At 58.2% G+C, this 14140-nt stretch carries 10 protein-coding genes; 5 read left to right on the top strand and 5 right to left on the bottom strand.

Annotation, left to right across the window (positions count from 1 at the left end; all coding sequences use genetic code 11):
* The 3 genes from VMW13_02070 to VMW13_02060 form a co-directional block, all read right to left on the bottom strand.
* Window positions 1-510, bottom strand: a 510-nt coding sequence (locus VMW13_02070; protein HUV43594.1) for an ABC transporter permease, incomplete at its 3' end; no start/stop codon positions are given.
* A 453-nt stretch (window positions 511-963) separates the two neighbouring features.
* Window positions 964-1827 (bottom strand): Sir2 family NAD-dependent protein deacetylase, encoded by an 864-nt coding sequence (locus VMW13_02065; GenBank protein ID HUV43593.1) that lies wholly within the window; start codon window positions 1825-1827, stop codon window positions 964-966.
* A 24-nt stretch (window positions 1828-1851) separates the two neighbouring features.
* Window positions 1852-2682: an alpha/beta fold hydrolase gene (locus VMW13_02060; GenBank protein HUV43592.1), complete on the bottom strand. Its 831-nt coding sequence runs from the start codon at window positions 2680-2682 to the stop codon at window positions 1852-1854.
* Between the two features lie 307 nt (window positions 2683-2989).
* Between VMW13_02060 and VMW13_02055 the strand changes: the two genes are divergently transcribed.
* Window positions 2990-3313, top strand: a complete 324-nt coding sequence (locus tag VMW13_02055; GenBank protein HUV43591.1) for a cupin domain-containing protein — start codon at window positions 2990-2992, stop codon at window positions 3311-3313.
* A 254-nt stretch (window positions 3314-3567) separates the two neighbouring features.
* Here the strand turns inward: VMW13_02055 and VMW13_02050 are convergent, their stop codons facing one another.
* Entirely contained in the window at window positions 3568-3765 is a 198-nt protein-coding gene (locus tag VMW13_02050; GenBank protein ID HUV43590.1) for an adenylyltransferase/cytidyltransferase family protein, read from the bottom strand.
* Between the two features lie 198 nt (window positions 3766-3963).
* Between VMW13_02050 and VMW13_02045 the strand changes: the two genes are divergently transcribed.
* From VMW13_02045 to VMW13_02030, 4 genes are all read left to right on the top strand, one after another.
* Window positions 3964-5325: an MATE family efflux transporter gene (locus VMW13_02045; protein HUV43589.1), complete on the top strand. Its 1362-nt coding sequence runs from the start codon at window positions 3964-3966 to the stop codon at window positions 5323-5325.
* A 135-nt stretch (window positions 5326-5460) separates the two neighbouring features.
* Window positions 5461-6822: a tRNA uridine(34) 5-carboxymethylaminomethyl modification radical SAM/GNAT enzyme Elp3 gene (locus VMW13_02040; protein HUV43588.1), complete on the top strand. Its 1362-nt coding sequence runs from the start codon at window positions 5461-5463 to the stop codon at window positions 6820-6822.
* A gap of 579 nt (window positions 6823-7401) precedes the next feature.
* Window positions 7402-8646: a hypothetical protein gene (locus VMW13_02035; protein ID HUV43587.1), complete on the top strand. Its 1245-nt coding sequence runs from the start codon at window positions 7402-7404 to the stop codon at window positions 8644-8646.
* A gap of 167 nt (window positions 8647-8813) precedes the next feature.
* Complete coding sequence (locus tag VMW13_02030; protein ID HUV43586.1) at window positions 8814-12512, top strand: hypothetical protein; 3699 nt, start codon at window positions 8814-8816, stop codon at window positions 12510-12512.
* 23 nt (window positions 12513-12535) lie between these two features.
* On the opposite strand, the gene VMW13_02025 is transcribed toward VMW13_02030, so the two are convergent.
* Window positions 12536-13741, bottom strand: a complete 1206-nt coding sequence (locus VMW13_02025) for an MFS transporter (protein HUV43585.1) — start codon at window positions 13739-13741, stop codon at window positions 12536-12538.
* Between the last annotated feature and the right edge of the window lie 399 nt (window positions 13742-14140).

Here is a 14140-nt window from a genome sequence, read left to right as displayed (position 1 = left end):
GAAGACGATAATCATAGTCGCCAGCCAGAAGCCGGGAACGGCCATGAAGGTTATGGCAATGCTACGCCCCACGTAGTCACCCATGGTATCCTGCCGTATCGCCGAATATATGCCTATAGGGAACGCTATCAATAACGCCGTTACTATGGCGATAATGCCGAGCTCCAGGGAAATTGGAATCTTATTGACTATATCTTCGAGTATCGGGCGGTGTGTCCAGAGTGATTCCCCGAGGTTACCCTGGAGGATACCGGAAAAAGTGCCGTCGTCCTGCTGCCACGCCCCCAGCCAGCGCAGGTACTGCTTCCAGACTGGCTGGTCCAGACCCAGGTCACGCCTGATTTGGTCTGCTATCACTTCCGGGTCCATCGTCGCCTCGCCCGCTTGTTGGGACGCCAGGAGGTCTATCAACGAGCCAGGAACGAAGCGGACAGTGAGGAACACGATGATGGTTACCAGAAAAAGGGTAGGTATTATCAGAAAGAGTCTTCTGATAAGGTAGGCGCGCATACAATCTCCTCCGTTTTTCCGGCCGCACAGCAGCCCTTCAGCTACAGTCCAGCTCTCCCAAACCGGACCGCGGCCGTACGCACCGGTATGTAATCAGGGACCCAGAGGCCAGCCCAGGTTACCTCCTGAATTGGAACTTAAGGAGAATCCACAGCCTACGTCCGGGCTGTCGATGTCCTCTCCCGAATGTCCATGATTCCTGGAGTTTCCATCATGAGATACCCGTACCGCCGGAGCCAAACGTACCTCTGCTATGCCCCGATACGGGTATCCGTTAAATATAATCTGCAAGATACATAAATATAATAGACGGGAGACGGTTTGTCAAGTACTCTGAGTGTACATTGACGTGAGAGTTCCTAATCCGGGCAATGAAGGTTCGCCTGCATTCTTCCTATAGAACAACGGTTATAAGACGGTTACGCACGGATGAAACCAGTCACCGGCGTCTATTTAGTCGGAGGTGTTAGTCTCCCGCACCCTCTTCACCTCTTCAGCTATCGCCGGAAGGACATCGCCCGTCTTGCCCTGGATAATGTAGTCCGAGACCCCGTCCTGGGTCAGAGGTGTTGGCTCAGCGTTCACCTCGATGATGGTCACGGCAGGTACCCTCTCTATGGCAGCAAGACTGCCTGCGGTCTCCCTCTGCGCCTCCCTCGTCTTCTGCCGGGCGATTCTGGGCAGGTTGGCAAAGGGATAGACCACGGCCGAAGTCCCGCAGATGAGCATCAGGTCGCACTTCCAGGCTTCTTCTATACTCTGGTGGGCCACGTCCTCGGGGATGGGTTCTCCGAAACCGACAGTGTCGCCTTTGACGATTCCGCCGCACTTCGAACAGCGGGGAGGTAGCCGGTCTTCCCGCATCAGCCTTGCCAGGTCAAACTCATCACGCCTGAACCTGGCGTTACAGGATACGCAGCGCAGCTTGGCGAAGCTGCCGTGGTACTCCAGCAGGTGCCGCGCCCCCGCCCTCTCGTGGAGAGCGTCAACGTTCTGCGTGATGGTACACTTCAGTATTCCCATCCTCTCCAGCTCAACCAGAGCATGATGACCGGGATTTGGTTCCCTGGTTCCCAGTTCCCCAAGGGCCCCGGTACTGCTGCTCAGCCTCTCCTTCCAGTATCTCCCGGGGTCCCGGAGGAAGTCCTGGTAGCCGCGATAAGCCCGCTTCTCGGCTTCAGGGTTCTTTGTCCAGACACCCTGTGGTCCCCGGAAATCCGGTATCCCGGACTCCGTGGACATCCCGGCACCGGTCAGGGCAATGGCATACCCGGAACCGGCGATGTCCCTGGCTGCTCTTTGAATTAGCTCATTCATAATCAACCTCCCATGAATGATGTCCTATTGATGTTCCCTGATGAACCCCTCTATCGTATCGAAGTACAACTCCTGGTTCATCATGATATCATTATGGCCCGCTCCGGGAACGATAAGAATCCTCTTTTCCCGCGAACCGGAACTCCGGTAGAGCTCTTTTCCTTCTTCAACAGGCATGATTTCGTCGTTCTCACCGTGGATAATGAGCGTGGGCCTGTGAATCCGCCGCACCTTTACCTTGTTCAGAAAAGGACTTTCCTGAACAAGGAAAGCTCTTTCCTCCCCCGCAGCAGTTATACCCGGCGAAACCCCCGGGTAGTCCCACAGCCGGCGGAAGTTGTTAGCGGTACCACTCTCAACAATCAAACCACGGATACCATCCTGATAGTTCAGGGCAACCTCAACGGCAGGCACACTTCCCAGGGACCGGCCCATAACGAAGAGACTGTCCTTGAAACCTTCCCCCCTCAGTTTCTCTCTTAAGCCCCTGAAGATGGTGTGGGCATCGGCGACCATGTTGGAAATCGTCGGCCTTCCATCACTGGCGCCGTAGCCCCGATAGTCGCTAACGAAGAGGTTAATCCCTCGCCGGTTGTAGTACGGGGCAATCCACTCGTGAGTATCCACCGTTTCGCCATTACCGTGGAAGTACAGGATTGAGGGGTGGTCCTTACCACTCACCCAGAACCCGCAGACTATCTTGATTCCCTCTTCGACCTCCACGGAGCAAGCAGGTACCCCCGCAGACCGGGACCGGAGGAAGTCCGGCAGCTGAAAAGAAGAATAAACTACCGGGAATATCACCTGTAGAATCTCAGGTCGGTCCAGAAAGGACAGGTCTATTTCGTCAGACATGGTTGTCCTCCTCCGCCAGGCGGGCAGAATATATGCAAATAATAGCTCACCCGCCGCTATTTCTCCACCACTTCGTACAAAAGACGAAAGTCACCGGCCACTATGGTATTATTCATTTCGAAAACATAGCAGGATGATGAAAAAGGGGAGTACAGAGGGGCTTCGCCCCTTCTGAGGGGCGCCCCCTTATGTCAGGGGTCTGGGGGTGTCCCCCAGATACAATCTTTCCCCCCTTCCTGGCTAGGAAGGGGGTCAGGGGGTTGGTCGAAAGAGTTTTTCAGCACCCTGATAGAGTAGGAGTTCTAAGATGTTCTTCAGTTTTCCGGAGGACTTCAAGGAAAGGGAGCTGGCTCCGGGTATCGTTCTGAGACTGGTCTGGGGAGAACACGTGATGCTCTCTTACGCCACGTTTCAACCCAACAGCACCGTGCCGGCTCACAGCCATCCCCACGAGCAGACGGGAATCATAGTCGAGGGCGAACTGGAACTGACTATCGGCAACGAGAGCCGTGTCTGCCGCAAGGGTGACGCTTTCACCATCCCCGGCAATATCGAGCACAGCGCCGCCAGCGGTGACACGGCCACCACGGTCATAGACACCTTCAGCCCGCCCCGCGAAGACTACATGTAGGGCCGACGATTGCGTCAGCCTGGCAACCTGCATCAGGTCTGGACACCCCCGGATGGAGTATCCTGTCCCGGGACTGCCTTGCCAGTACTCTGCGAATAATCTCAGAAGTGGAGATACCGCGGGTATAGGATACCGTGCGGAAGAGCCCCATCTCCATGGGGACCTTGCAGTAGTACTCCAGTTCCTCCCGTGCGTAATCGTCTCCGTGGACCACCAGATGGATGTCGTGTTTCTCAATCCAGGCAAAGCACTTCTTAAACGTAGCGACACCCGGCTACCACAGCGATACGCTCTTCCATAGTGAGGATGGGCCTGCGCTTGTAGGGCACGACAACGTCGTCTGAATGGATGCCCACCAGGAGATAGTCCCCCGGAGCGCGGACCTTCCTCAGGAACTCAACATGGCCATAGTGAAAGAGGTCAGCCACCATATCTGCGTATACCCTCGTCATCGTCAGTCCTTTCTCCTGGTATTCCTGGCTGTCCCGCACGCCAGGACAGCGATAGCGCACAACGTATTCGAGAGTCCAACGGTACGGTCGCAGGAGAGAATTATAGCACACGGGAGGGCTGTTGGCTTGCCTCATTCAGTGAAGGAGATTGCAGTGCCGCGAGCAAAACGGTATCATCAGTTGCAAGGACATAAGGACATGACGAACCTGACCGCGCTACCCGAACTGGGCGAGAGAGGGCTCCCGCGTGCCGTTTTCCGCCTGGCCTGGCCGGTCGTCCTGCAAGAGGCTGCCTGGACAATCCTTGGCATGATCATCATGGTCTTCATCGGGCACCTCGGACCGGAGGCAATCACCGCCGTAGGCCTCAGCGAACAAATCATCTTCCTGCCCGCTACAGCCTTCATGGGCATCACCATCGGGGCGGTAGCAATAATTGCCCGCGACGTTGGAGCCGGTGAATCCGAGCACGCCAACCGCACCCTCAGGCAGGCAATGCTCCTCGCCTACATTCTCGGTATTGCCTTTTCCCTGATTATGTGGTTCTATGCCGACCAACTGCTGTGGCTATTCCGCGCCAGTCCTGAAGTCATAGCGCTCGGCAGGGACTACATCCGTGCCAATGCCCCCACCACAGCGTTCTTCTTCCTGCTCCTGTGCGGTGAGGCCGTGTTCCGTGGGGCAGGAGATACCAGGACCCCCATGATCGCAATAATCGTCATGGAAGTGGTCGGCACCGGTCTTGCCTATGTTCTCATCAATGGCTGGTGGGTCTTTCCCGCACTGGGAGTGCTCGGTGCGGGTATAGCCAGGGCGGCATCCAGTGTCGTTGGCGGTCTCTTGATATGGGCTATTCTGGTCAAGGGCAAAGGCCTGCTGAAGTACGACCTGCGGACTGCCCTGGTTTTCCAATGGACTGAAGTGAAGCGCATCCTCAGAGTCGGTCTGCCCGCCTTCGCCAACGCTGTACAGATGCGGGCAGCCATGAGCATCTACACCATCGTTCTCAGCAGCCTGGGGACCACCGTCTACGCCGCCCACGTGCTCACCATGAGAGTCGAGGAGTTCGCCTTCATGCCCAGCTTCGGCTTCGGCGTGGCCGCCACGGCATTGGTCGGGCAGTTCCTGGGAGCGGGAAAGCCCGACCTTGCCAAGAAAGCCGGCTACCTGTCGCAACGCTACTGCATGGTGGTCATGGTCTGCCTCGGTGTGATAACGTTTACATTCTCCCACCAGCTCATCAGCATCTTCACCGACGACCCCGAGGTTATCCGTATCGGTGCCATGGGGCTCAAGATATGGTCATTCGCCATGCCGGGGATGGCCACCAACAACTCACTCTCAGGCGGCCTGCAGGGTGCCGGTGACACCCGCTGGGTGCTGCTTCTCTCCACAGTCGGCATGTGGACAATGCGTGTCGGCGGTGGCGCTCTCCTGGTGTTTGCCCTTCACATGGGAGCGCCGGGAGCCTGGATAGGCGCGGTGGTTGACCACACCGTGCGGGCGATACTGATGTGGATACGCTTCGCCGGCGGGAAATGGCAAAACATACAGGTGTAAGTCCCTGGAAACAGACCCCGCTCCTGGTTTCCCGGAAAGAGCGTACCAGTCCCATCCCGAGGGCACACGAATTGTGACCGTCAGGCAGTATTTGGTACACTGTCCATAGCACTAAGGCAGGCATATCGTTATCCGATGAAGAAGTTCACCAGAACAATATCCGGCGTGACCCCCGTGGCGGTAATGACGCAGCCGATGGACTGCCCCGGAGAGTGTATCTACTGTCCCACATACCCGGCAACACCGCAGAGCTATACCCCGGAGTCGCCGGCGGTGCTGCGCGGCAAGAATTGTGACTTCGATGCCGGAGGGCAGGTCCTGCTGAGGCTGAAGGCCCTGTCCAACATGGGGCACCCCACGGACAAGATTGAGCTGATAGTCATGGGGGGTACCTTCCTCGCCCTGCCCCACGACTACCAGTACACTTTCATCAAGGAGTGCTTCGATGCCCTGAACGGTGAGGAATCGGACAGCCTGACCGAGGCCAAGCAGCGCAACGAGACCGCCGTACACCGCTGCACCGGACTGTGCATCGAGACCCGGCCCGACTGGTGCGGGCAGGAGGAAGTGAGCCGGATGCTGGAGTTCGGTGCTACACGGGTGGAGCTGGGTGTACAGGTGCTGGATGATGATATCTACCGCCTGGTCAGAAGAGGGCATACCGTAGAGGACGTCGTCAGTGCCACGGCGCTGCTCAAGGACCACGGCTTCAAGGTGCACTACCACTGGATGCCCGGGCTGCCCGGTTCGAGCCCGGAGAAGGACCTGGAGATGTCCCGGCAGTTGTTCGACGACCCCCGTTTCCGGCCCGACGGCCTGAAGCTGTACCCCACCATGGTGGTAGAGGGCACCGAGCTCGAGCGGTGGTACCGGGAGGGCCTTTACCACCCCTACCCGATTGACACCATGATAGACCTCGTTGCCGACATAAAGGCTATCGTTCCTCCCTACGTGAGAATATCACGGGTCCTGCGGGATATCCCGCCGAAGTTCATTGTCGCCGGGTGTCGCGACTCGCTGCGCGGCATTGTCAGGCAGCGTATGGAGGAGAACGGCAGGCGGTGCCGCTGCATCCGGTGCCGGGAGTACGGCCACCGGGCAATCACCGGACGGCCGATAGGCGAGCCCCGCCTGGTGAGAATGGACTACGAGGCCTCGGGTGGGCGTGAGGTGTTCCTTTCCTTTGAGGACGAGAATGAGACGCTCTTCGGTCTGCTGCGCCTGAGGGTCCGGAGCGGGAAGGACTCCGCAGGAGACCGGGCCACAGTCCGTGAGCTGCACGTGTACGGCCCCGAGGTCCCCCTGAAGCACCAGGACATGGCCGCCGCCCAGCACAAGGGACTGGGGAAGGCACTGCTCCGGGAGGCGGAACGGCTCGCCCGGGACGAGTTCCGTGTGCCGGAACTGGCGGTGCTCAGCGGTGTTGGTGCCCGCGACTACTACCGTACCGAGTTCGGTTACCGCCTGCGGGGAGACTACATGGTGGGGAGCCTGTAACCCACCCGCCGAGACTTCCTCTCGGCGCGTCATTACGAGGCGTGTAACCTCCCATTGTCATTGCGAGGCGTGTAACCTCCGATGATGTCATTGCGAGGCGTGTAACGACGAAGCAATCTGGTCAGGGGCGCAGAATCTAATGCTCCCGGTCATGCCTGGCAACACGCCACTGTCCTCAGTGGCGCAGAATCCAACAGGATACCAGGAGATGTAGTTGTTGCACTCTTCCTGACCGGGAAGGGCGTTCGGGGGATGAGGCATTACCTCATGAGGAGGCGGCCAGTACCATAGCTAAACCGCACAACAGTAGCTTGACAAATTGAGGGAGGAGGGTTAGCCTAGAGTCCGGTGGCCTTTATGATTTATGAAGGTCTCTTCCCTCACCCCGGGCAGTTCCAGTTCCGGGAGGTGGTCAAAATGGCTGGTATCAGCTGATGCTCACAGACCGTTTTCCCCGACTAACTTATTCCTTGTGCTGTGCCACTCCTCAACTTCCGTATGTGATGCAGGTTATTTGCCATGGGGAAGCTGTCATATCATCTGTAATTTGTTCTGGCTGGCAGCCATACAGGTAGCAAAATGACGACTATTTGCTTCGCAGGAACATACCCGCCCATGATGTGCGGCATAGCCGACTACACCAGCTTCCTGACCCGGGTTAGTACCCCCGGTGAGTGGGGTATCCTCTCTTTTCGTCTGGAGGACTGCGAGGTACCGCTAGCCGCCAGCGGCAAGGCGCCTGACGGACCGGTCTGGCGTGGTATACCTGGTCTACACGAGTACTCAGCCCCCGTGATTCTGGACGGGCTTAAGAAACTCGGGCTGGGAAAGGCAGATACTGTCCTCTGGTTTCAGCACGAGTTCAACATCTGGCCCAATACCCGCAGATTCGTTACCATGCTCGGGGACCTGGACTTGCCCAGAGTAGTAACCTTCCACTCCCTGCACTTTCAGAGTTGCGAGACCCCCTTCGGACTGCGCGCAACACAGTACAGGATGCTCAAGTCCCTGCTGCCTAATGTTGATGCTATCACCGTCTTCAGCCGCGGTGTCTTCCGCGCAGTCACATCGGCATTCCCCGAACACGCTGGCAAGGTGCACGTTCTCAGGCACGGTGTGTGTTCATATGCGGAGGTGGCTCACCTCAGCCGTCGCCAGGCAAAAGAGGCTTTCAACGATTTCCTGCTCGGCGAATCAGACCTCGAACCGGAAACGAAAGAGGCCTTGCGGAGTGAGCGGATATTCCTTGACCCGGATACTGTAATCCTTGGTCAGATGGGCTTTCTCCATCCGATAAAAGGCTCCGAGTTCCTCTATCCGGCTAGAGATAGCCTGCAAGAGCTTCTACCGCAGCGGCGGATAGTAGCCATTCGTATCGGGAGGCCACGGCTACCTGAGCATATACCTCACGCAATAGAACTGCGAAAGCAACAGAACAGGAAAGATAAGTTCCTCTTCGATATCTGGTTGCCTGAGCAGATGCTCGCCCTGGCCGCGCGGGCGTTTGACATTAACTACTACTGGCCAAACGACTGCACCCAGAGCGGTATGATTACACACGCGTTTGGCGCCGGCGCACTGGTCGCTGGTCGTGACCTCGAAGGCGTTGGCGAGACCCTGAAAGAGGCCGGGGCGCTGTACGACTCCGACCCGGGACGTCTGCTAATCAAAATCAGGGAACTGGTGCTTGACCCGAAGCTCCAGGAGAATGTCCGGGAGAAGGCGGTGAACTACGCTAAGAAGTACTCCTGGGAGAACCAGGCCCTCAGGCACTACCGGCTGGCCGGAAACCTTCTGTCCACACCACCTGCCCGGGCAAATTAAGAATACCTGTCCTCATCTCAAGGATAGGCCCCTCTCTGACTCAGGGCGGACCAGCCAGTCGGCTCGCGGGCGGCCCCGCTAGTCGGCTTGCGGGCGGCCATTGACACAACCCTTCTTCTCTTCTACGATATATCTCAAGCATAGCAATATCAGGAAGGGAAACTGTGATGTGTTCTACCAGTGCATTTGAAAGCAGCCAGGCCGGGACCTCCGGCCAGAACCCGGAGACCGCCGGCATCCAGGCAGAAGCCACAGTCTCCCCGGAGGAGATCAAGGACCTCTTCAGGGCGACCCTTCAGGAGCCTCTAAACCAGGCTGCCAGGCTGGGCGACGCAGACATCGTCGTCGGAATTCCTTTCTTTAACGAAGCCGATACCATCGGTGAGGTGCTACGGGTTGCAGGACAGGGATTGCGCGAGTACTTTCCTTCCAGGCGGTGTGTTATTGTGGCTGTGGGTGGCACAGTGGGTGGGGAGGCACTTGAAGTTGTCAATGCTGCTCCCGGAATCGATGGCATCAGCCGGATAGCCTTTCTACTCGAGCACGAGCTTACTAACGGGAAGGGCTGGGGGCTGTGGGCGATTATGGAAGTGGCCCGTGCCCTCGGCGCAAACCTCGCAATTGTAGAAGCAGACCTCAGGAGCAGGCACAGGAACGACGATATCGAGGGGCTGGTCCCGGAGTGGATAAGACTTCTCCTGGAGCCAATAGAAAAGAGGGCGATGGACCTGGTTGTCTCCCGCTTCAACCGTCATTATCTGGAGGCGCCCATCGCCTCTCATGTATTCCATCCGCTGTTTACCGCCATATACGATTGTCCCATTCATGACCTGGCGGGAGGACAATGGGGAATATCCTATCGCCTGCTCAGGACCTTTCTGCAGAAATCTCCCTATCCACCGAGTGACGAGGTGGGTGGCTATGGCATCGATAGCTGGCTGGCTGCCACGGCAATCAGTAGCGACGCTCGCATCTGCGAAGCCAAACTGGGGATAAAGATACACAGACCTTCCCTGGCAAAGGCAGAACTGGTACTGACCCAGGCGGTGAGGGTGCTGTTTGCCCAGGTCCTGGCCGACCGTGACCGGTGGGAGAATGCAGAGACAGCCAGCGAGCCTCTGGTGCAGACTTTGCCCACTTTCGGGACCAGGAAGCCACACCAGCCCGATGAAGTGGTCATTATCCCCCGTCACCTCGTGGATAGGTTCAAGCAGGGATTCTCCAGATTCCAGGCCCTTTACCAGTGGGTCCTGCCCGACGACTACTACCGGCAGCTCGAAGTCCTGGCGGATACCGAGGCTGGTTCCTTCCGCTTCCCGCACAGACTCTGGGCGCAGGTGGTATATCACCTGTGGCTGGCCCTGGCCTTTACCAGGGACTTTGCCCAGGGAGACCTGATAAGTGCCCTGGTGACTGCATACTCCGGTCATCTCGCCGGTTTTGTACAGGAAATGATGGCTCTCAGGGACAGGCTCAACTCCATTGACGCTGATGAAGCCGAGCGCCTGGTATCGCTGGAGGCGGAGAGAGAAGTCGAGTTGATGGTGGACGAGTTCGTCCGCCTCAAGCCGGACTTCATAGCTGCCTGGGAATCGCATCGGGAGGCCTTGAGACCCCCTGTACCCAACGTTACCTACCGTGAGTTTGTGCCGGGCGTACCCCTGATCGTACCTTCGGAAGTCACGGCCTCGGACGGCAGCACAGTCGCTGCCAATTCGGTATACGAGTTCGTTTTTCACAGGTACAAGCAGCAATTCGAGGAGTTTGTGTATCAGAAGCTGAATGTCCCCCGGGGGGCAGGTTCCGGGGAGATTGTCAGCCGTATCAAGGCCTTTATGATTCAGGTGGAAGCGGAGTTGGACGGGACCATAATACCGTGGAACCTTGCTACCGTAGCTGGAGTGCAGGAGGCAGCAGACCTGGTATTCCGCTTTTTTCAGCGCACGGAGGGTCACGCCCTGGCTCCTGAGATGGCCACCTGGCTGCTATGGCGGTACCCCCCCACCAACCTTATCACAAGGTTGGGTCACAGCTACCTCAATGAACTGCTGACACGGTACGAACCCAATGATATCCTTGCCCTGGCCAGTTGGACGGAAGAGTACGACTACACGGAGCAGGTGGGAGCCTTAATCAGGGAGAGCGTACGACCGGAGCATTTCGTGCGTTGCCTGCTGAAACCACTGGTTGTCGATATTGATGAGTTTCCTTCGCTGGCGGAAATGAAGGAGTCCCCTTCGTTGAGCAGGATTGCCGGCAGGCTGGTCTTGAGTAACCTTCACAAGGGGATGGGCGGCGAGTTTCCCAGGCTGCGCTATCTCACCACCATTGCCAAGAGCGTCATCGAGGCGGAGAGATTCGGGGAGGTATGGCAGCAGTTCACTGAGGAAAGGAAGGACTTTGCCGACAAAGTAGTGAACGCCCTGGAGGGACACTGGGGGAAGACACCGCTCTCGGCGCACAATATCTTTGAGAACGGGCACGAGCGTGTGTTTGTGGAACGATTGCGTGAGATGGCCCGACAGATTGTCCAGGAGGCACCCGGAGACAATGCCCGGGCATCCCTCGCCAGGCATCTCGATGATGTTGCTGATTCCTACCACCTGGCCCTGACACTCCCTGATGGGACGTTTGTGCCCTGCTCGGCCTGGAGCTGGGCAAGCTACAGCTTCAAGGGAGGGACAGGTCTGCCGACACCGCTTTCGCTTCACGTGGAGCGTGACTGGTCTTCCCGGGACTTCCTCACCGAGTATTTCAAAGCGGCTGGCGGGGACGAGGAGACAATTGAAAACAAGATAAGAGAACTGATGGCCCAAGGCAGGGAGTATGAGGACCTGGCCCCACTCCTGCTGGGTGAAATCCAGGGTGCCGGAACGGTGGTCAAACGGGGTATCCCCACCGAGGAGCAGCCACCAGCAAGACCGCTGGCCCGCTTTGCCGGAAACCCCGTACTCCGGCCCATCAGGGAGCACTACTGGGAATCCAGGTTCCTGCTCAACCCCGGCGCCATCCGCCTCAACGGCAGGGTCTATATTGTCTACCGTGCCTTTGGAGATGATGACATTTCCCGCCTCGGGATGGCGGTGAGTGAAGATGGTTTTGCGTTCACGGAAAGGCTGGACGAACCGATATTCGAGCCGATAACCCCCAGCGAGGAAAAAGGCTGTGAGGACCCCCGGCTGACGCTCATAGACGGTCGGGTCTATATGCTCTATACCGCCTACAGCGGCACCGTCGCCCAGATTGCCGCGGCCTCCATTAGTGTCGAGGACTTCGTGGACTACCGCTGGAAGAACTGGCATAGACACGGACTTGTCTTCCCGGGATTCACCGATAAGGACGCTGCCCTGTTCCCGGAGCAACTTGACGGCAAGTATGTCATGCTCCACAGGGTGGACCCGCACATCTGGATTACTTTCTCTACCCATTTGCGTTGTCCCTGGCCCAGAAAGGAGCACACGATACTGGCAGGTTCCCGGCCAGGGATGGTGTGGGACTCCTTGAAAATCGGCGGCGGCGCCCAGCCGATAAAGACCGAATACGGTTGGCTGCTCATCTACCACGGAGTGGACCACGACCATGTCTATAGACTGGGTGTTATGCTGGTTGACCTGGCCGACCCCACTGTCCTCCTCTACCGCTCGCCCAACTTCATCCTCGAACCAACGGAAAGGTTTGAGGTTGGGGAGAAGGACGAGTCCTGGGTACCGAACGTGGTCTTCACCTGTGGTGCCGTGTCGCGGGACGTAGGCAAGGATATACTGACTGCCCGCGATGAAGTGCTGGTCTATTACGGCGCTGCCGACTCCGTTATTGGTGTTGCTACCGCCAGAATCGAGGACCTGATCCCCGAGGAGTTCAGGTAGCTGCGCACCCGGTGGGTGCGTCGCTATCCCGGGCTTGGTTTCTTCTGCCTCAGGAAGTAGAAGCCGACGAGGGAGGCTGCTGCCAGGGCTGCCCAGAAGACGAAGGGAAGGCTCAGGTTGGTGTCGGCCAGACTGTTGCCGATGGGTGGTGAGGCAAAGGAGCTCGCTCGGGAGAGGGTCAGGATGAGCCCCATGGCGGTCCCGGCGTAGGTCACCCCGATACCTTCCGTCTCGATAATCGTTGTCATCAGTACCGCCATGTAACCATCGCGGACGACTCCGGCAATCACCACTGCCAGCCAGACCAGAGAGCCCTCGTTCACCGACAGCAGACCGACACCAACGGCCGTCATCACCGCGGCGGCAAACAGGACCGTCTTCCTCGAGCGAAGTCTGCCGGACAGCAGAGCCAGTGGGATGACGCCCACGATACTGGTGGCATGGAATGTTGCCAGGGCGCCGTCCGCGCTGGCCGGCGTCCAGCCGATGTCCCGGAGATAGAGCGGCAGGTAGCCGAGCGTCCCCTGTACGCACCCCGTCTGGCCGACCAGGATGAAGCCCAGCAGCCAGACATACCGGTTTCTGGCTACCCGTGACAGCGCCTGGCGAAATGGTACCGTGACTGCCGCGCTATCTGACGACTCAGCCTGCGCCGGCTGGCTGCGCGTAAGCAACCAGACGATGCCGATAACGACGGATATTCCCCCGTAGAGGAAGAGGACGTTCCTCCACCCGCCGAGTGCCGGGGAGAGTACGGTGGCACTTATCATCGCCCCCACGGTAAAGCCTACCGCCATGCCCATCGAGACCACCCCGTTTGCCAGCCCCAGGCGTCGGCCCGAGAACCAGATACCGCAGGTCTTGTGGACTACCGGGGGGATAGTGGCCGTCAGGAGGCCGAAGAGGAACAGGGTACCCACCAGCGTGGCGAAATCCCCGGACAGTCCCCGAAGGGCACCGGCCAGCCCTGCCAGCAGGCAGGATACCGCCAGGACACGCTTAGCCCCGAAGCGGTCACCGAGTAGCCCGCCGGCCAGCACAACGAACATCCCGGCCAGCGAAACCATCCCCCAGACGGCGCCAATCTGCACCAGGCTCAGGTCAAGGTCCCGGCTAATCTCCTCGAAGAGGACGGGCAGGCACATGGTGGGCATGGCGACCACGAAGGTGAAGGTCAGCGCCGAAAGGGCGAGGATGAACCAGCGGTAGTAGGACTTGCTATTGTTCATCTTATCTGTTTAAAGCCACATCCCCCTGTATCCCCCTTCCCCAAATGGGGAAGGGGGAAAGTTAAGAAAGAGAGGCTTCGCCCCTTCTGAGGAGCACCACCCTTTCGTGTCATTGCGAGGAGCACTAGCGACGAAGCAATCTCGTCACACGACATAGCCTTTCATTCGGTAACCCCATCCCCCTTAATCCCCCTTCCCAAATGGGGAAGGGGGAAAGTTAAGAAAGAGAGGCTTCGCCTCTCTATGACTCTCCTTTCGCTCTTCACCCCATGTTATCTGGTCATCTTGCGGGTGAAGGTGACCAGGAACAGCGCCATACTGAAAACGCCGAGGAAGGATTCAAAGGCGCCCAGGCCTATCATCCAGTCGCTGGTCGCTTTCATCCAGCTGCCATATCCC

The sequence above is a fragment of the Dehalococcoidales bacterium genome (assembly GCA_035529395.1).
Lineage (GTDB): Bacteria > Chloroflexota > Dehalococcoidia > Dehalococcoidales > Fen-1064 > DUES01.
The sequence above is the reverse complement of the archived record's forward strand: the minus strand, read 5'-3'. Positions and strand labels throughout refer to the sequence as shown.